The sequence below is a fragment of the Flavobacterium sp. Arc2 genome (assembly GCF_041431385.1).
Lineage (GTDB): Bacteria > Bacteroidota > Bacteroidia > Flavobacteriales > Flavobacteriaceae > Flavobacterium.
The window spans coordinates 1-17556 of the sequence record NZ_JASMRH010000043.1; the positions used below are offsets into that span (position 1 = coordinate 1).

A 17556-nucleotide genomic window follows, 5' to 3' on the forward strand; every position below is an offset into this window, starting at 1 on the left:
TTATAGGAAGTAAGCTCGAAATAATCAACTATGATTTCAGGTAATAATAACTTGATAAGTTCGCTATAGGAATCTTGTATTGAGACATATTTTATAAACACAAATATCGAAATTTAATATTTCCCCACAACATTTAGACTTGATCCAAGTTAACCCGGGAAAATGATACCTGAAACCGCTACAACTATGCTTGTTAATAAGTTAGAGAATAAATCTGAAGCGAAATTTTCGACCAAAATAATCAAAACAAGTCTTATTTAAAGGCAATCTACTGCTGGCTTGAAGTCCTCTTAATCAATCATTACTACCCATTTATAAATAAAATCGTACCTCATTTAATGCATTTGTTAAATCATTATACATATGCAAAAATTCTCTTGCAATACTCATTCATACCAATTAACATTTAAACCAGAAATCATCTTAAAACTATTTATCCTCCATAGTATTTTTTTCATTGAGTAAATTAAATACAACGCAAATTCGCTTTAAAATTTACTTCATTAAACCCAAAGTTGTTGATATTGCGAATTTTATCTCGACTATATTATGAACACTACATTTCATGTAATTAATGAACAATGTTTACTGACGTAATATCAACTACTTTCCTTATTTCAGGTACATATTTTATTGTTTTTTCTTAAACATTTTTCTGTTCTTATAATTACTTTGGTTTTAACTCCCCACCTCTGTATACTGTCATACCATTTAAATAAACATAACCCACACCCTCTAAATCAACCTACTAAACACTTATTCCTTATGTTTGTATCTTTACAAATAAAAACTTTGAAATTTTTGTGACCATTTTGGTGACCTTGTTTTTTAATAGCATATCGAAAGCCTCATATTTATTGGTATTATTATCAATGCATCGGAGCCTCTTTCTTCAAATGAGATTTCCAGCGCTTTTGTTTACAATCTCGAATCATATCTAAAGTACGAAAGTACTTTTAAAGGAAAAGTAGGCATCAAAAATAACTCGATGGTAAAATATATGAGAATGTATAAAACTGCCTGTAATTACTGTATAAGAATGGGATTGATGGAGAAGAATCCATTTAATCTTTACGATGGAAAATTGAGTATCAAAGATGCTGTATTTTTAACACAAAGCGAATTAGATGGAATAGAGAATAAGCAATTTTCAGTGGAACGCTTGGAGCATGTTAAGGATGTTTTTCTTTTTAGTTGCTACACGGGTTACGCCCTCATTGATGCCTGTAACCTTACAGAAAGCAATATATTCCAAGATAGTAGTGATGCACTTTGGATTATGACAAATAGGGCTAAAACAGCAATTAGAGCTAACGTTCCTATCCTACCTCCCGCCCTGAAGATCATTAATAAATACAAACATCTGCAAATTGGATTGATACCTCAGATATCCAATCAAAAAATGAATTCCTATCTCAAGGAGATTGCTGATTTGTGTGGCATAACTAAAAATTTGACTTGGTATGTGGCCAGGCATACTTTCGCAACTACGGTAACCTTAGGTAACGGAGTGAGGATAGAAAATGTTTCATCAATGATGGGCCATACAAATATTAAACAGACACAGCATTATGCTAAAGTATTAGATGTAAACGTAATGGAAGATATGACTAAATTAAAGGTGAAATATATGTAATCTAACTTCACTTTACTAAAGAAAATGTTCAGGTAAAATAACATGTATGTTTAATAAAAAAAAGGATTCCCACAGGAATCCTTTTTTTTGACACTATCATAAAAATTATTTTTTTTTATTTTTTACATCTGATAATTAACTAATTATTCTATCTAACTCTTTATATTTTTGATATTAGTAATTAATTCATTCTCCATTTTTATTGAGTAATTTTTCTATTTTACTTGCCTCATACAAAAATATATCACCGAGTTTTGTATATGGAAGTACACCAGTTTGGCGGTATTTGATAATTGTGTTATTAGATAAACCGAATATTTTCTTTAAATCTTCATTCCTATAGTATCGTAACCTTGGCTTTACATCTTGACTACTAATCTTAGAATCAATTTTTTCCAGTCGGGCTTGCAAAGGCTCAAGCAAATTTTTAATTGCTGACAAATATGCGAATATATTAGCTTTTCCTTCTTTAGACATGATCTATGAGTTTTTTATTAGTTAAAACAGAGAATGAAGAATAATGGTTTTTTTAAACATCTTTAGAGTAAATTATTATTTAAATGCAATCTTTTCTCTTCGTTTTTGGAGTACTTCAATAATTTTATCGAGAAATCTCAATTGTTTATCTCCATAAGTAAACCCCTTAGCTTCTGAAAATTGTTTACTTATTGTGCCGATACTAACCTGATTGCCTAAATCTCCAAAATAGGTGAAATTATCTTCAATAAATTTCTGCATTTTACTTCTATTTTGCTTTTCGTTTTTATCGTCAAAAAATAAAACAGCCTCATCCATTAGGATGTAGAAAAGTTGCGCTAGTTCATTTTTATTATAGTGAGAAGCACATTTACACTTTGGTACTTTCATTATAATAGCATCTTCATTTGTATTATTGGATAGCCTTGATCCTAGTAATGACTCGAATTGTTCGATCTTGGTGAATAGTACTCGTACCGAAACCGAAAGCTCGTTAACTGTTACTTTCTTCATCTTGATTTTATATTGAAATTCTTGGCTATAAACTTGGTGCCGAACAGGAAAAATAAATCTTGCTCGCCTGATTTCTTTTAAAAGAAGGTTCGTACTTGATATAACCATACTCGTTTAACTCTCTTACACATTTATGATAAGTGCTTGATGCCGATATTTTTGCTATTCGCATAATTTCATAACTAAAAACCTGTATAGGACTAGCAAAACCCCTATCCTCACTATATTTCAATAAAGCGGCATACACACCGATATGTGTAATACTGATACGGCAATCCTTTTCAATAGCTGAGAAGAAATCTGATAAGGGTTTTAGACTATCCATTATTTATCACATTGAATTAGACTGCTTTTTTGTTCTTTTTTTTTCCTTAGGTACATCAGGCTCTTCACTATCAATACTTGTCCCTTGTTTTTTACTGTCCTTTTTAACGGAAACCTTCTCCCCTTCTTTCTGTTTCTCGCCTTTCGACTCTCGATTATCAATACGCTTCATATTTGTATCGTAAACATTGATTGTCTTGAACTGGGGATTAACTTCAACAAATTGCTTGAGCTCCTTACCATCCTTCAAAAATGTAGCAGACTGAAGGTTTCCTTTTTTCAGAGAATCCATTAAATCCTCTTTGTATTTTGGAGTTTCTAATTCTTTTATAGGCAACTTACCTAGGGTAGCTTCAAGATCATAACCATAATTCTGATGATAGTGGTTTAGCTTGAAGTTACCATTACTATCTGTTTGCTTAAAATCCATCTGCACCCAAGAATTATAAACCTGACCTTCTTTGTTGGTTAGTTCTTTATTGACTGCTCTGCCTTCCATTAGATTATACGCTTCTTTCATGGTAATATTACTCCCTTTATTAATGTAGAAAGTCTGCTCCAGTGATTCTTTAGAATTGTCTTTCTGTACATCCAGCTTGTAAGAATTAAAAAAATACATCTCACTCTGGTCAGATTTTTTAAAACTTAATGTCGCTTTGGCACGATCTGTACCATATAAAACTTCATGCTTTAATGTAAAATTAGAGGCTTGTTGTTGCATCTTCTCCTTCAATTCATTATCCAAACCTTCTCCAAAACCAGTGTACTTAACCTGGTTACGCAAGTATTCAAAATTTTTATCGTTCATGATTCTTATATTTAAATGATTACTAGTTAAAGTTTAGGTAGAACTGTAAGCCGTAAAAGCTTTGTGTTTTTAAGCTGTAATTGAAGGTGTCTCCCACCATTCTTTTCCATTAGTTGGATTACTAAGTGTTTTTCATATGGAATCGTAAACTTGGGCAGAGCAAAAACAGTTGTGCCCTCAGATTCGCCATTAATTGTACTTAAGTTATTGTGAATAAGTATTGGTACGATTTCTATCTCTTGCGATGCGGTTCGCTTTATTTTTCTGCTGTCGCGAATAAAAAATCGAAGCTGGTCTATATCATAATTAATACTAGAACTGTTCACCACTCTTGTCCTGAAGTATAGGACATCATCTCGTATATAGATTCCATTCAATTGAAATTTAATCTCATATTTTTTTTTCATAGCACCAGCTATCTTATTCTTATGATAAAAAGCTAATTTGGAATATTTAAGTAATTTCTCCTCGTTCCCACTCTGCTCTGAAAAGTAAATTTTCGGACTATTTGACTTTACCATGTCTAGACTGAGACTCAATTGCGGCGACTCCTCATCATAGTTTACCACAAACGAATACAGCTTTGCATCTGCTGTGATCACCGTAAGGTTCGTCTGAATAAACCCTTGCTGCGCTGCTTTAATATGCAATATATTTTCCATCCCTTTCGCTTTCTGGGTTAATACATCTTGACTTCCCTTGTCTACACTTTTAATGGCATAAGGAAAAGCTATAGTTGTTGTTTTTGAATACCCTATATATAAGGTATCCGACTCCATTTCTGCAAAATGATTTCTTTCCGTTAGCTGTGCAAAGGCTCCATTGGAAACAATCCATAAAAACCCCATAAGTAATACATTAATTTTTTTCATTTTTTTAGTTTTTTAGTTTTTTAGTTTTTAAATTGAGTCACTTCCTTTTTGGTTATCATCGCGAAGTAATACTTGATAACCGGCTTTTAAAAGCACTTTAATCAATTTTACTTTCTTGCTTAGCAGGCTTTTTGCCGCCTCTATTCCTGCTCCCGCAGCCTTTGCTCCCCAAGAATCATCAAGAGTCCCCATTCCTATGTTCTGCAAGGAACGATCAGCAGTTGTTTTAGCAACATCTCGATTAATAGTACCAGGAATATAAATTCCATCCAATCCGTCCATATCGTAAACAGAAAGTGCTACTGGATACAAGGAACTATTATACCTAAGACTATTTATTTTGATAGTCAGTCGCTCCCCTTTTAAAGAAGCTATTCCAAACAAAAAATTGTCTTTTGGTATCTCAAAACCATTAATATAAATAGCACTAGTAAGCCTTAATTTTACAGTAGCCCCATTAACTATCGTTTGCGTTTCATGAATAACAGCCGGTACTGTATTTTGAACATCGACAGTACTTCCATTTTCATCCAAAGAATAAAATCCATTACGCTGGGATTGTCCATCAATTAAAAGATTATTTTTTGGCATGCTTTGTAATGAAGAAGTCATCTCTTCCATCGATTTGGAGCTGATCGTAAATACTTGTCCCCGATTTTCTTTCGAGACTTTTCTAAGTCTTTCCTGAACTCTTTCAGGATGCTGAATATCAAGTATGTTTTCAAGCATTCCGCTAAGTTGTTTCAATTCAGGGTCTTCATTTTCTTTCTGCTCATTCATAGTACTCATCATTTGTCCTAACCTATCAATGTCGTCGGAATGCATTTCTGATGCATTTGATTTTGCCTTTTTACTCAAACCTAGATTTTGATCTGTAATTATAGTTGGGCTATTTATGGCCTTTTGTAGTGCTTCAAGCTTTTTACGAACCTTTTCTTCGTTTAAATCCCGATACATAGCTGTATTTAATCCGCTGTGCCCATCGTTGTGCCTACTTCCTTTAAAAGTCGTATCCTTAGTAATTTCTGCTGTAGCCCCCTGAAAAGATTGCCTTAGATAATTCGGATCATTTTTAATGAGTTCTTCCAACTTTGCTGAATCAATTGCAGCTTGTTCATAGTAATTCATCTTATCCAAGAACAGTCCATCTTTCAGGTTTGCATCAGGAAGCTTGGTATTAAAGCCTTTTTTTTCTGCTGTTTCTAAAGTGGAGGCCTTCATTTCACCACCTCCTAGTATCCAAAACAGACCTGTAATAAAAGGCAGTACTAAGAGCGGGAGTACTAGAAGCATCTTGCGCTGTCTGTGCATTTTTAGTGATTCGGTTTTTCGTTCCATATTATTAATTTTTAAATTGTGAGCGATAATAATTCTCTACCATGATAAGGCTATCCAGAAGTGCAGGGCGGTATTGCAGGATGCTGTCCTGTACTCTTTTTCCCGTGGGACTACGTCCCAAACTATCCATATATATCTGGAAACGGACAATTCTTTCTAATTCCGTTTTGCTTAATGATCTATTAAGTTGATTTTGTTTAGAGTCGAATACTACTCTATTTGTGGGTCTGCTGATCGGACTGACGTCTATGCTCTTCGAATTTTTTCCATTGAGACCATTCACAATCAGATAAACATTGCCAGAAACTGTAAATACTACAAAACAAAATAGTATTACAATCCAACTTTTAGCGGATAAATGTGCCGTCTTCTGTTCCAGCCACGTAACGCATCTATGCTGTAGCCAAAGATTAGCCTCATAGAATCGTTGGAATAAATAGCGCTGTTTACACTTAATGTCTTCATCGCATTGCTTGCTCTTTCTTTTAAATGTGTATTTCATAATCAATTCTTTTTTATTTTCTGTTCTTTGTACCTAAATCTCGATTCTCAATAGTGCTCCAGCGCTCAATTAAAAAACCATGTGGATTGTTGTCGCTTCGGGACACATTTCGAAGATTCCCTTCTGTTATAAGACTTCGATGAGCAATACTTGTGGGTCTTATTATATTTTGTGAAGCATAGCAGCAGAACCGATAGGGATAGGCATTTATGTCAATTGTTACGCTATCCACAACGATGGTTTGGCTAACATTACCTGATATGATACCAGAATAATAACCGTTTTCTTTTAAATCATCATACACTCTTTTTGCACTGTCATCCGCTAGATAAAGCGCCTTGGTAACATTAATTTTAATCACTTTATCATCAGGGTCTAGACTAAAAAACAGCATGTGAAATGTTATTACATGATCCTTTGCTTCAACTGGTATATTTTCCTTTCTATGAGACGAAAAGGCTTCAAGTGCTTTTCCATTGGCGAGTATATATACCTTATCCTGCATTTGAGAAACCAGACTAAAACTTTTGTGAAGAGCAAAGCAGCATAGGACAACACATCCAATTATAACTAGCATCGTAAAGCTCCGAACATATCGAAAAGCCGTGTCAATATTTTTCATTTTACTAAACATCATACTTCAATTTATTGATTAAGAATTACCTTTTAATTTATCACTCATATAACCTTCCTTATCTTTGAAAGAAGGAGTTGAACTACTAGATCCCGACATACTTTGATACAGCCGTCCTGCCGCATTACCCATCGCATCTGCCACCATACCAGTACCAGTAGAGACAGTACTTATTGCAGAATTTGTAGAATTACTGAAGATCGTAGTTACCTTTTGACTCAATGCTCCACCACCACCCGCATGGACTATATAATTGGCTACTGAGGGAACCGTAAAATAGCCGACAATCCCTATAATCATAAACACTAAATACGCCATATCGGTTCTACTAAAGAAAGTATCTCCGTAATCATTTACTTGGGCGATGTCCAATTGTAACATCTTCTCCTGTATTTTTCCGATGATGCTACCGAAAATATTAGCAACAGGAAGCCACAGATAAATATTGATGTATCGCGCCAGCCAAACGGTCAAAGTATGTTGAAACCCATCAAAAACAGCAATCCCAAATACTAAAGGTCCTAGTATGGAAAGCACTACAAGTTGAAAAGTACGTAGGGTATCGATACACAATGAAGCTGCTTCAAACAAAACCCTTAATACTTCACTCATCCATTCTTTAACCGAATTGCGAAAATTAAACGATGCCTTTGCCATGGCAAATTTGACATCGTTGCCTATCCCCTCAATCATTCCTTCGCTATCCGGATTTGCATTGTCGTGTGTATATTTATACCATCTGTCCTGATCACCACTTCCGGATTCACCAACATACATCTGCCAGGAGTTAGTGCTTTTAATGGCTTCTTCTTTCTTTTGAAGCAATAACTCAATAGCCTTATTAGAACCTTCCACCATAGAAGCAGTCGCTGTAACGGTAGGCTTCATTACTCCGTTGATTAATCCCAAGACCGAAGGGAAAATCATAATACAGAAACCGATTGCAAAAGGCCGCAGGAGCGGATAAAAATCTATCGGTTCTGCACTGGCAATATGCCGCCATACTCTTGAGCCGATATACCAAATAGCCGCAAAGCCGGCTATGCCCTGTCCTACTCCCAGTAAATTGTTACACAAAGGCATCATTTCATCATAGAGCTGATCTAGAACTCCATGTAAACTGTTCATGTCCGACGCTATGCTTTGTGCCTGACTCCCAAAGGGCAATACAATTCCTAGGGCTGTAAATAATACTCCCTTGCTTCTCTTTGCCATCTTTATTTTTATTTAGTTATTTGTATTATAAATACTATGCATTACACGCACATCATTACGTTCTTTTGCACGCTGAATCGCCAATACTGTAGTGTTGTTATTAAAGCTTCGAAGAAATAAAAGTTTGTCCTGCATATCAGCATAAACCTTGTCAATCGCTGTGAGTCTTTCCTCATCGGTCATTCTTAATGTATTGGCGGTAATAACCGTTACCAATTCGTCCAAATTCCTCAAGCTCTGATTTAGTAGATTACTATATACGTTTGAGAAATAGGCTATTTCAGCAGGACTGAAATTCCCACTATTCCTGAAGCCTTCAAATGCGGACTTGTATTCTTTTACCAAAAGCAATTGATATTTCACAATCTCACCGACTCTTCTGTAGTTCCGTACTGTGGGACTTACTTGCATTAAGGCATCAAGGAATGTTTCATGAAGGCTAAAGTTACCCTGAGACAATTCTTTAATTGTGTTATAACCACCACTCAGGATCTGATATCCCTTTTTCATATCTGTAAGAATCTGCTTGAATTGTGCTAACTTTTCTATGTTCAATAGCAACTGTTGCATTTCCTGTGATTGAGCTGCAAGCCTAGGTGGAAAAAATAAGCTTAGGAAAAGAATTCCAATAATTAGTATCTTTTTCATTAGAAATTGGTATTAATGCCATTCAAGTCACGGCTTGTTTTCAAATCTTTCTTTTCTTTGGCTCTCGACAACACCATTAATCTTGTTTGCTTACTAAAGCTTTCACCAAAACTGTAATTCTCCAACATATTCAGATACAAGGCATCAATGCGTTTCATTCGCTCGTCTTCTTTCATTTCTAGTTGACCATCCGTCACTATGGTTAAGAGTTCTGCTAAATTTCCGTCACAATTCTCAATTAGACGATCCACTACTCTTTTGATATAGGCTATTTCATTCCCATGAAAGAGATCATCCCATTTCACTTGTCTAATAATGAAACTTGAATTTTTGATGATTTTTAGTTGAAGAGCTATAATCTCGCCCACCTTTGCATATGTTTTTATTTTCGGATTGACTGTTTTCAGCGAATTGAAATAATCGGAGTGAAGATTAAATTCTCCTCGTTTGAAATCACCAATTGTCGTTAACCCCTTTTTTGCTACCGAATATCCTTTTTGGGCATAATCAGTATAGGTCTTTAGAGCAGCTATTTGCTGCAACAATGCTTTTCTTTGCTTTGGCTGTCCATGAAGGTTATTGATCATCAATGCTGTAAATAGTAAAAACAGAAATAACTTTTTCATAGCTTTATTATTTTAGTACGGAATCCCGTAAAATTTCTTAATAGCATCTACGTCATGCTTCGTTTTCGCTCTTTGCAGACTAAGCTGCCTATTTTGCCTATTGAATAATCTAAGATCATCATAGTTGGCCTCAATCTGATCAGCGGCGTTATTAATGATTTCCAATCTTTTGGCATCACTCATTTGGATCGTAAAAGAATCCAGAATCAGAAAAATCTGATCGATATTATTTAAACTCTCGTTTAATATACCCGAATACACTTTATGCATATGCTCCAGTTCTGTCACATTAATATGTGGGTCTTGTCTAATGAGGTCCCAAGCTCTTTCATATTCATTCACGAGCCGTACTTGTTTTTGCGTAATATCCCTAATTCGCTGGTAATAACTAATTATTGATTTAACTTTCATTAGCTCCTCGTAGTAATTCTTATACAAGTCTTTTTGTTTCTGTGTCCACTGCGAAATATCATCTAGTTTTAGTTTGGAAAGCGTATTCTCTAGTTTCTTGTGTGCATTTTGAAGCCAGATAGTTTCATTTTGCAACCGCTGTATTCGCAAGTCTATCGCCAAAATCACTTTTTTAATTATGGTAGTTATCACTCCAACTATAGGCAAAGAAACGACTGCTGCAGGCCTTGCAGGACTACTGACCAGCAGTAGACAAAGCAAACACAAGCATATTTTTCTCTTTGTTTTCATAATGCATTTAATTTAGGTTTGTCTTCTCCTCTTTTAGAGCGTTATAGTCTCTTTTTCATCCTTTTGCTTCCTCTCGCAAGTCAGCAGCCAATGCAGTAATTCCTTTTTGAATATCGCCTCCAAACATTTTCGAATAGGCTTGGACTTTTAATTTTTCCGTTTCCTCGGTGGTATAAGCGAGATATTCTTCTAGGGAAACTTCTGTTCGGTAAACTTTAGATAGCATTCCTCCCAGTGAGATAAATACTTCCTTGTATTTTTTGTCTGGATCATTGGATTTATTTACTGATAATACCAATGCTTTTTCTTTTTCTGTGAGCCCTAATAGCTCTTGAATTTGCTCAAATTTGTTTTGATACTTACTCTGATCCAGTAATATCTTGCAGTCGCTATTATTGATGATAGCCTGCTTCACTACTGGTGAAGAAATGATATCTTCCACTTCTTGAGTAACCACGATTGCCTCTCCAAAAAACTTTCGAACGGTCTTAAATAAATACTTAATGTATTCAGCCATACCTTCTTTAGCAATAGCCTTCCATGCTTCCTCAATTAATATCATTTTACGAACTCCCTTTAGCTTTCGCATTTTACTAATAAACAATTCCATTATTATAATGGTAACCACTGGAAAAAGTATCGGATGATCCTTAATATTGTCTAATTCGAATACTATAAATCGCTCTTGTAACAAGTCTAAATTTTCTGTTGCATTGAGCAGATAGTCGAACTCCCCACCTTTGTAATAAGGACGCAATACGTAGAGAAAATTATTCACATCAAAATCCTTTTCTTTGACCTTGTCCCCTTCCAATATTTTTACAAAATCCTCTTTTAAAAAGTCATAGAAGGTATTAAAGCTGGGAAACAGCTGCAAATTGACAGCCAGCTTCTCATAATACAATTGTAAAGCATTCGACAAGGCTACATATTCAATGCGATTAAAGGTTTCATCGTCTTTTTTCCAAAGCGCCAATAGCAAGGTTTTAATACTTTCTTTTTTCTCTGTATCCAAAATATCACCATTACTGATGTAAAATGGGTTGAATTTAATTGGATTGTCTTCATCATAGGTAAAATAGTACCCTTTTACCATATCGCACAATCCTTTGTAACTATGCCCTACATCCACAAGTACTACATGGGTTCCTTGCTCGTAATAGCTTCTGACCATATGGTTCGTAAAAAAAGATTTTCCGCTTCCTGAAGGTCCAAGAATAAACTTATTGCGATTGGTACAAATGCCCATCTTTATCGGTTCATCGCTGATATCCACATGGACGGGCTTTCCTGTCAAACGATCACCTAGTCGGATTCCAGTGGGGCTTAGCGAAGAACGATAAGCTGTTTCCAGATTCAGAAAGCAGCTTGCTTGCTCCACAAACGTATCAAAGCTATCGTTCATCGGAAAATCAGCTGCATTTCCTGGAATCCCTGCCCAATAAATTTGGGCAGCTCCTACCGTTTCCTGTTTTGCGGCTGCATCCATTTGTACTAAAGCAGAAGAAACTTTGTTTTTAATTCCTTTCAATTCTTCTTTTTGATCGCTCCAAACCAATACGTTGAAATGTGCTTTAACCGGTAACCGTTGCTGACTAATCGCTTCATTAAGAAAATCATTTGTAGCATCCCGAGCAATTAAGTTCTCTCTGCTATAAGCCGATAAAGATTGTAAGCGTAACCTTTTACTTTCTAACTTCTGTAAAGTTTTTTGAAAATCCTCTATAAAAATATACTGATTGTAAATATGATTACAAGAAAGCAGCTGACCCAACGTTGAGGCAAAACCAACGCTAAATTTGGTCCTATCAGTTGAATATCGGTCATAATTAATTCTCGAACCGCAAAGTGCAGGTAAATCAGCTGCATCCCCTAAAGTATATACCTGGCAATGTTTGTCTCCAACCTGTAAACCTTCGTTGAAAGCAATGTCATTAAATACAAAGGAATCTGGTTTCTCAGACAAGCAGCAATAGCGTTCTATAACTCCAATTTTTCTGCTATGACTACGCAACTCATCATTGCCCAGACGCTGCAGTTTTACAAAGCCACTGTCTTCCAATATTCGCTTGAATTGCCCTGTACTATCGACAAAATCTTGACGTAAACTTTCCTTTAACGTTTCTTCAGGCACGATTGATGGCCTAATTAAATTAGAAAACAAGGAACTGGACGTCTTTCTTCCCCCTGGTTTTTTAGTCAAAAAAATATAGCATGAATGATCTAAAAAAGGACGTTCATTAAAGAATCGTTCACTGCAACGACTAAGAAAACTATGGTCATCATTTTCAAAATGCGGTTGATACTTACTATCAATGAACCAGTCTTGCTTGTGAAAAACGCTAAATTTCGGCAATAACTTTATGGCCTTCACCCACGCTTGGTGAAATGACTCATACTCCTGATCAGATAGCGTAAATATTTCTGGTAGTTCTGCTTTGAATACTACAGTAATGTCTCCCTGTTTGGATAGAATACAATCGTGTTCAATATCCATTATCGGCAAAATAGCCTCCATCGTCTTTTCCATCATCATCTCCATTTAACTGTCTCTTCATTCCGTTCGCTATAGTTTCCGCATTTTAAAAACGCTCCTACTTTGAGTCTTGATTGCTTTAGGCAATTGTCTTTTCGCTAACGCTTTCATCATCCCAAACTCTCCGTACTTATGACTCATTTTATAAACTTTTACAACCATCACGGTTCCTCCAATACATATAATCCCTAAGGAAATATAGAAGGGAAATCCGATTATATACATGATTGAAAAAAGGATCATTAATACTACTATTCCAGCTCCAAAATACCAGATGTATTGCGCTTTTAACCCTTTGAATTCGATACTTTTATTGATTCCTTTGTTGATATGATATACCGTATTTGCCATATTTATAGAATTTTAAACTCCAAAAAATGATTTTATCACGGTGGCAACTACAACTAAAAAAACACAGCTGCCAAACCAGGCCGCCGCTACTTTTCCCGTATCAGGATCACCCGCATTCCATTTCTGATATACCTTAACGGCGCCGATCAGCCCAAGTAATGCACCAATAGCGTACATCAATTGGGTGCCTGCATCAAAATAACTCCGTACTTTTTGGTTCGCTTCATTGATTCCCGCAAGCCCATCTTGTCCATATCCTTGATAACTGAATACTAACAATAGCACAATGCTAACACCGACAATCCTTTTTTGTCGACTTACTCTTTTTAAATTTCCGATGCACTTCTTCATAATACTTTGTTTTATAGTTCAAATCATTAAAAATAATGCAGAGCATGCCACTGTCTCAATTTCTCATTCCTGTCACATTAAGCCATACCGCACTGAAACGGACAGGGGCAATTCCTCCACAATCTTTTATTATTCTTATTCATTTTCGTTCCATAATTCTTCTACCTCTACCTGACTTAAACTTATAAAATCTTGCTTATTGCATTCTGAGATTATCATTTCACTGACTGAGGATCTAAAGGGGGAGTTTTTAATAGATGGAAACTCACAAAGGAGCAAACTGAGATAACTCTGAAACTCTGTTTTGACTAATTTTCTTTGAGCTGCCTCTTTTACAACATTTTTCAATCCTTCTACAAAAGCATCTATATTAATAATAGATTCTTCTGGCTCTCCAAATGATGGCTGCAATGAAGTATCAGTAAAAGTTTGCGGCTGAACTACATCATAATGAATTTCTAAATCCTTACTCCTGCAATTCCGAATGGTCCACTTTCCTGTCACAATTTCTTTGATCTCTACAAAATAAAATCGCAATCCAATAAATAAATACCAACTTGCAAATAGCAGTACAATCACAACGATGTAATTGCCCCATGAAATGTTTGTAAACATAGCTTCATAATTAAATGTTCAACTTCCTTTTTTTATTTCCATCGAACACTATAAAAAAAAGTGTTTGATTTCATAAGTCAAAAGAACAATTAGTTAACTTTATTCACAAGTACAACTTTAAGTTGTACCCTTTAGTACCCCTGGTCAACAGAGCATATATCACACTTTACACACGGAATTTAGTAGCTATTTATTTTTGTGATCATCTTCTCTAACGTGCGAATTGCTACTACTTTATCACGGTCTTCTGCATTGTAAGACTTACTTCTTACAGATTGATAGGAAAGCTCTTTTTTAAAAGGAGTAGATAAATAAGGAACAATACTTTTAAATACCTGACTCATGGAGCGGGCTTTTACCACACGAGATTCATCTGCAGCTCTCAAAATAAGAGCAATCTGATCACACGATAAATCACATTCCATTTTAAGATTGGAATCTATTTTCGCTACGTCACTTTGAGGAGTTGTAACGATAGCAGCTTCTTCTTTGGTTTTTAATTGCTGTTCCAAGTAGCGAATTTCATGTTGAAACCAAGTATATAAAACCTCTTTCAAATGAGGCTCTTGAGGGTCAAACATTCTTTTGGGCGTGCAATAGAGCTGCCCAAATTCTTTGTAAATAAGTAATATAGCGGCCAACCTTTCTCCAACTGTAGTATAGTGATCGAGCTGGAGCATAATCCTATTCTTAAGATAAGAACTGTATTCCTGACAATTAAAATTAAATGCTATCAATATTTCATCTGCTGCCGAGTATATAGTACTTTTTACAACTGGTAACGCATCATTAGCTAAGGCGTTCAATAGTTCCTTTCTATACACTATTTCCCTGTAAGTGCTTTTGTGCGTATACTCAGATGTCACTTTTTGGTAAAGTTTTGCAATTGCAATTTGTAAAGGTTCTTCTGTACTAGAAGGAGCCTTAGAAATATTTTTTTTTAAAACTTCTAGTTTGGACAGAATTTCTCTTTTGGAAACTATTTGATAGGTGATCGGAACACGCTCATCCAAGCTAAGGTATTTGTAAAAGCGATTTTCAACAAAAGATAATAAATCCTCTAACACAGCAATAACTGTAGTCCCGATATTATGAAGATGGGGTTCTCTAAAAAAATCATGCTGCTGATTTTCAATGCTACAATCTAAAAGATAAATAAAAATGGAATGGTATTTTCGAACCAAATGTCGAAATTGTCTCTTTTTTCGAATAGAAAAAATTTCTTCCTTAATCTGGATCTGAATCCTACGGGATTCTTGTAAAATATGGGCAACTAGCTCCTTACTTTCAGCAATAGTTATGGATTGTAGTACACCACTCCTTGCATTAAGTTCCTGTACTATTAAACAATCGAACCATTCTAAGTGGTATTTTTTTTGCATCACAGAATTGTTTTTATTGGTTGTGAAAAACAATTGATTAGGGGAGAAATAGATCTATTTGCTTAAACTGCTTCGGTAGACCGTCGGTGATTTTCCAACATGCTTTTTAAAAAAGGTACTAAAAGCGGAAGGACAGTTGAATCCCAAATATTCTGACAAGAAATTTATTGTAATTTGGTCGTCTTCAAGTGCATTTTTTGCCTCCATGATAAGGGTTTCTTCAAGGATTCTTTTTACTGATTTCCCTGTAGTATGTTTAACTACCTTATTGAGATGACCAGGGGTTACGTATAAAACACCTGCATAAAATTTTACGTTGTGCTGCTCTTTAAAATGTATGGCGAGAATATTTAAAAATTGAATGGTCAAATTTTCATTTCTTGTAAAAATCAAGTGATAATCACTCACAAAATGCCCATAAATACAACGGAGTTCATATAAAAAGAGATTAAAACTAATACGCTGCAACTCTGTTGCTACATGCCGAATCGCTTTATCACTGTTCACTTGATACATCAACTTATAGATTAGCGATACCACTAAATAACTTTTAAGATCTAAACTCACCTTTCCAATACTTTTACCAATAAGAAAATAAAAAGCGTCAAGAAGGGCTTGCTTGTTACAATTTTCTATCGCAAAGGCGGTACTGAACGTGAGGTAGAACAGTTTTAGCTGAGGATCCGTGTCTAAAATGACTAAAGGTGCCCCTTTAGAAAGGACCACTAAATCATGGGCGAACAGCTCCAAAAAAACGTCATGAAAAGAAATTCTTAGACTGCCTGATTTTATAAGTAGTACAATTGTATTATTTATAAGGAACGCATCATCGCTCACTTTTTTAAGCGTACAATTCTTTAGAATTCGAACATCTAGGCCTCTAACAGGAAGTTCATTTAAATCAATGTGTAGTAAAGTCTTTATCATAATTCACTTGGTTCAAATAAAAAAGAATGCTGGCAAACTAAAGTCGTACTAATCATCCTTATTTGATTTTTCAATTACAATCAAAAAAATGAAATACAGGTTCATCAGGGTTGCTACAAAAAGTAAATACCCCATCGTTTGAGTACTCACATTTTTCTTGCGCCCGTTAAACCAATAGCCAACTATTTCATCATAGCTTAATAAATCTATAATGAAATAGAGACTAATAAGGTTAAATATGACCAACACTAAAGAAAAGTAAATGGGTAATTTCATCAGTAACAAGATCATTTTTTGTTATAAAAAGATTAACTGATTATGAGTAATAGCGCAGATTAGCGATTACAGAAATAAGTGAAGCCTGAAAAGGATGAAACCCCGATGCGACTTTTTTGTTCCCAACGGAAATTTCCCAATCTCGATCTTTATGTCCCCCTTCTGCATCAAGTGCATATCTGGTAACTGCGGTGATTCCTAAAATTGTTTCCAATTCGTTGCTTGTTAGATTAGTAGAATCCAATATTCCAGCTTCATATGTGGTGATGAAATTATACAATAGGCTATACTCTGCTTCCTTATTTTGAATGAGAGATACAAAAAAACCGAGTAAACTACTTTCCGCAGCTTCGCTCAAGGTACCTGCAGCTAGTATTGATGTAACCACAGTTTCAGGATTATTTATACTAATACTAATACCGTCTTCCGTAATCAATATATTGCTTTTACCATAAACATCGAGAGCCTTCAACTTTGCTCCCATATAATTTAATTGAGTCGCTAAATCTTGAATAGTTTTAGAATATCCATGAATCTGATAGTAGTCCGAAAGCCAAAAACCATATTTTTTCCCAACTTCATCGTAAGGATTAGCATCATTTGCTGGACCCAATTGTTTCGATACACTTGCTTGCACAGAAACACTATTAACTTCTTCAACTGTATTTCCATATTCATCCGTAGAACAGGAAATCATTACTAAAACAACAAACAAACCTAAAAATAAATTTTTCATAATTATAAGTTAACTAGATTCAATTAATTAATGCAACTCTCAGGAAAAAAGATAGGATAATTTTTTCAAAAGAAAGGACATTTAAGT

At 35.1% G+C, this 17556-nt stretch carries 21 protein-coding genes; 1 reads left to right on the forward strand and 20 read right to left on the reverse strand.

The features are described 5' to 3' along the window. The first annotated feature begins 868 nt into the window (after window positions 1-868). Window positions 869-1636: a tyrosine-type recombinase/integrase gene (locus tag QO182_RS18790; RefSeq protein ID WP_371563519.1), complete on the forward strand. Its 768-nt coding sequence runs from the start codon at window positions 869-871 to the stop codon at window positions 1634-1636. 186 nt (window positions 1637-1822) lie between these two features. Here the strand turns inward: QO182_RS18790 and QO182_RS18795 are convergent, their stop codons facing one another. The 20 genes from QO182_RS18795 to QO182_RS18890 all read right to left on the reverse strand — a co-directional run bounded on the left by QO182_RS18795 (window position 1823) and on the right by QO182_RS18890 (window position 17469). Next, window positions 1823-2113 (reverse strand): helix-turn-helix domain-containing protein, encoded by a 291-nt coding sequence (locus QO182_RS18795; protein ID WP_371563467.1) that lies wholly within the window; start codon window positions 2111-2113, stop codon window positions 1823-1825. Window positions 2114-2188: 75 nt separating this feature from the next. Next, the gene (locus QO182_RS18800; protein ID WP_371563470.1) at window positions 2189-2626 is read right to left on the reverse strand and encodes a hypothetical protein; all 438 of its coding nucleotides are present in this window, start codon (window positions 2624-2626) and stop codon (window positions 2189-2191) included. Between the two features lie 25 nt (window positions 2627-2651). Then, entirely contained in the window at window positions 2652-2951 is a 300-nt protein-coding gene (locus QO182_RS18805; RefSeq protein ID WP_371563473.1) for a hypothetical protein, read from the reverse strand. Between the two features lie 6 nt (window positions 2952-2957). Further along, on the reverse strand, window positions 2958-3758 hold the full coding sequence (locus QO182_RS18810) for a hypothetical protein (RefSeq protein ID WP_371563475.1): 801 nt from the start codon (window positions 3756-3758) through the stop codon (window positions 2958-2960). A gap of 26 nt (window positions 3759-3784) precedes the next feature. After that, window positions 3785-4630, reverse strand: a complete 846-nt coding sequence (gene traN, locus QO182_RS18815; RefSeq protein WP_371563478.1) for a conjugative transposon protein TraN — start codon at window positions 4628-4630, stop codon at window positions 3785-3787. 27 nt (window positions 4631-4657) lie between these two features. Continuing rightward, window positions 4658-5968, reverse strand: coding sequence for a conjugative transposon protein TraM (gene traM / locus QO182_RS18820; protein ID WP_371563480.1), 1311 nt, complete (start codon window positions 5966-5968; stop codon window positions 4658-4660). A gap of 4 nt (window positions 5969-5972) precedes the next feature. After that, a complete protein-coding gene (locus QO182_RS18825; protein ID WP_371563483.1) occupies window positions 5973-6470 on the reverse strand; it encodes a hypothetical protein in 498 nt (165 codons plus the stop codon). Between the two features lie 13 nt (window positions 6471-6483). Further along, entirely contained in the window at window positions 6484-7107 is a 624-nt protein-coding gene (gene traK, locus QO182_RS18830; RefSeq protein ID WP_371563486.1) for a conjugative transposon protein TraK, read from the reverse strand. Window positions 7108-7122: 15 nt separating this feature from the next. Continuing rightward, on the reverse strand, window positions 7123-8319 hold the full coding sequence (traJ, locus tag QO182_RS18835) for a conjugative transposon protein TraJ (protein WP_371563489.1): 1197 nt from the start codon (window positions 8317-8319) through the stop codon (window positions 7123-7125). A 12-nt stretch (window positions 8320-8331) separates the two neighbouring features. Next, on the reverse strand, window positions 8332-8967 hold the full coding sequence (locus tag QO182_RS18840) for a TerB family tellurite resistance protein (RefSeq protein WP_371563492.1): 636 nt from the start codon (window positions 8965-8967) through the stop codon (window positions 8332-8334). Further along, window positions 8967-9593 carry a hypothetical protein gene (locus QO182_RS18845; RefSeq protein ID WP_371563495.1) on the reverse strand — a complete coding sequence of 209 codons (627 nt, stop codon included), beginning with the start codon at window positions 9591-9593 and terminating at the stop codon, window positions 8967-8969. Before QO182_RS18845 ends, QO182_RS18840 begins: the two co-directional genes overlap by 1 nt. A gap of 12 nt (window positions 9594-9605) precedes the next feature. Beyond that, entirely contained in the window at window positions 9606-10295 is a 690-nt protein-coding gene (locus QO182_RS18850; protein WP_371563497.1) for a conjugal transfer protein TraI, read from the reverse strand. A gap of 55 nt (window positions 10296-10350) precedes the next feature. After that, complete coding sequence (locus QO182_RS18855) at window positions 10351-12825, reverse strand: TraG family conjugative transposon ATPase (RefSeq protein ID WP_371563500.1); 2475 nt, start codon at window positions 12823-12825, stop codon at window positions 10351-10353. Between the two features lie 36 nt (window positions 12826-12861). Next, on the reverse strand, window positions 12862-13182 hold the full coding sequence (locus QO182_RS18860) for a DUF4133 domain-containing protein (RefSeq protein ID WP_371563502.1): 321 nt from the start codon (window positions 13180-13182) through the stop codon (window positions 12862-12864). A gap of 12 nt (window positions 13183-13194) precedes the next feature. After that, on the reverse strand, window positions 13195-13533 hold the full coding sequence (locus QO182_RS18865) for a DUF4134 domain-containing protein (RefSeq protein ID WP_367753763.1): 339 nt from the start codon (window positions 13531-13533) through the stop codon (window positions 13195-13197). 135 nt (window positions 13534-13668) lie between these two features. Then, window positions 13669-14148 carry a hypothetical protein gene (locus QO182_RS18870; RefSeq protein WP_371563504.1) on the reverse strand — a complete coding sequence of 160 codons (480 nt, stop codon included), beginning with the start codon at window positions 14146-14148 and terminating at the stop codon, window positions 13669-13671. 179 nt (window positions 14149-14327) lie between these two features. Beyond that, window positions 14328-15530: a hypothetical protein gene (locus QO182_RS18875; protein WP_371563507.1), complete on the reverse strand. Its 1203-nt coding sequence runs from the start codon at window positions 15528-15530 to the stop codon at window positions 14328-14330. A gap of 54 nt (window positions 15531-15584) precedes the next feature. Continuing rightward, the gene (locus QO182_RS18880; RefSeq protein WP_371563510.1) at window positions 15585-16457 is read right to left on the reverse strand and encodes a helix-turn-helix domain-containing protein; all 873 of its coding nucleotides are present in this window, start codon (window positions 16455-16457) and stop codon (window positions 15585-15587) included. 48 nt (window positions 16458-16505) lie between these two features. Beyond that, complete coding sequence (locus QO182_RS18885; protein ID WP_371563513.1) at window positions 16506-16733, reverse strand: hypothetical protein; 228 nt, start codon at window positions 16731-16733, stop codon at window positions 16506-16508. Window positions 16734-16773: 40 nt separating this feature from the next. Then, the gene (locus tag QO182_RS18890; RefSeq protein WP_371563516.1) at window positions 16774-17469 is read right to left on the reverse strand and encodes a hypothetical protein; all 696 of its coding nucleotides are present in this window, start codon (window positions 17467-17469) and stop codon (window positions 16774-16776) included. Window positions 17470-17556 lie beyond the last annotated feature (87 nt).

Excerpts from the sequence above, each read along its gene's own strand:
- QO182_RS18795 (WP_371563467.1), bottom strand. The coding sequence starts at position 2,113 with ATGTCTAAAGAAGGAAAAGCTAATATATTCGCATATTTGTCAGCAATT.
- QO182_RS18800 (WP_371563470.1), bottom strand. The coding sequence starts at position 2,626 with ATGAAGAAAGTAACAGTTAACGAGCTTTCGGTTTCGGTACGAGTACTA.
- QO182_RS18805 (WP_371563473.1), bottom strand. The coding sequence starts at position 2,951 with ATGGATAGTCTAAAACCCTTATCAGATTTCTTCTCAGCTATTGAAAAG.
- QO182_RS18810 (WP_371563475.1), bottom strand. The coding sequence starts at position 3,758 with ATGAACGATAAAAATTTTGAATACTTGCGTAACCAGGTTAAGTACACT.
- traN (WP_371563478.1), bottom strand. The coding sequence starts at position 4,630 with ATGAAAAAAATTAATGTATTACTTATGGGGTTTTTATGGATTGTTTCC.
- traM (WP_371563480.1), bottom strand. The coding sequence starts at position 5,968 with ATGGAACGAAAAACCGAATCACTAAAAATGCACAGACAGCGCAAGATG.
- QO182_RS18825 (WP_371563483.1), bottom strand. The coding sequence starts at position 6,470 with ATGAAATACACATTTAAAAGAAAGAGCAAGCAATGCGATGAAGACATT.
- traK (WP_371563486.1), bottom strand. The coding sequence starts at position 7,107 with ATGATGTTTAGTAAAATGAAAAATATTGACACGGCTTTTCGATATGTT.
- traJ (WP_371563489.1), bottom strand. The coding sequence starts at position 8,319 with ATGGCAAAGAGAAGCAAGGGAGTATTATTTACAGCCCTAGGAATTGTA.
- QO182_RS18840 (WP_371563492.1), bottom strand. The coding sequence starts at position 8,967 with ATGAAAAAGATACTAATTATTGGAATTCTTTTCCTAAGCTTATTTTTT.
- QO182_RS18845 (WP_371563495.1), bottom strand. The coding sequence starts at position 9,593 with ATGAAAAAGTTATTTCTGTTTTTACTATTTACAGCATTGATGATCAAT.
- QO182_RS18850 (WP_371563497.1), bottom strand. The coding sequence starts at position 10,295 with ATGAAAACAAAGAGAAAAATATGCTTGTGTTTGCTTTGTCTACTGCTG.
- QO182_RS18855 (WP_371563500.1), bottom strand. The coding sequence starts at position 12,825 with ATGGAAAAGACGATGGAGGCTATTTTGCCGATAATGGATATTGAACAC.
- QO182_RS18860 (WP_371563502.1), bottom strand. The coding sequence starts at position 13,182 with ATGGCAAATACGGTATATCATATCAACAAAGGAATCAATAAAAGTATC.
- QO182_RS18865 (WP_367753763.1), bottom strand. The coding sequence starts at position 13,533 with ATGAAGAAGTGCATCGGAAATTTAAAAAGAGTAAGTCGACAAAAAAGG.
- QO182_RS18870 (WP_371563504.1), bottom strand. The coding sequence starts at position 14,148 with ATGTTTACAAACATTTCATGGGGCAATTACATCGTTGTGATTGTACTG.
- QO182_RS18875 (WP_371563507.1), bottom strand. The coding sequence starts at position 15,530 with ATGCAAAAAAAATACCACTTAGAATGGTTCGATTGTTTAATAGTACAG.
- QO182_RS18880 (WP_371563510.1), bottom strand. The coding sequence starts at position 16,457 with ATGATAAAGACTTTACTACACATTGATTTAAATGAACTTCCTGTTAGA.
- QO182_RS18885 (WP_371563513.1), bottom strand. The coding sequence starts at position 16,733 with ATGAAATTACCCATTTACTTTTCTTTAGTGTTGGTCATATTTAACCTT.
- QO182_RS18890 (WP_371563516.1), bottom strand. The coding sequence starts at position 17,469 with ATGAAAAATTTATTTTTAGGTTTGTTTGTTGTTTTAGTAATGATTTCC.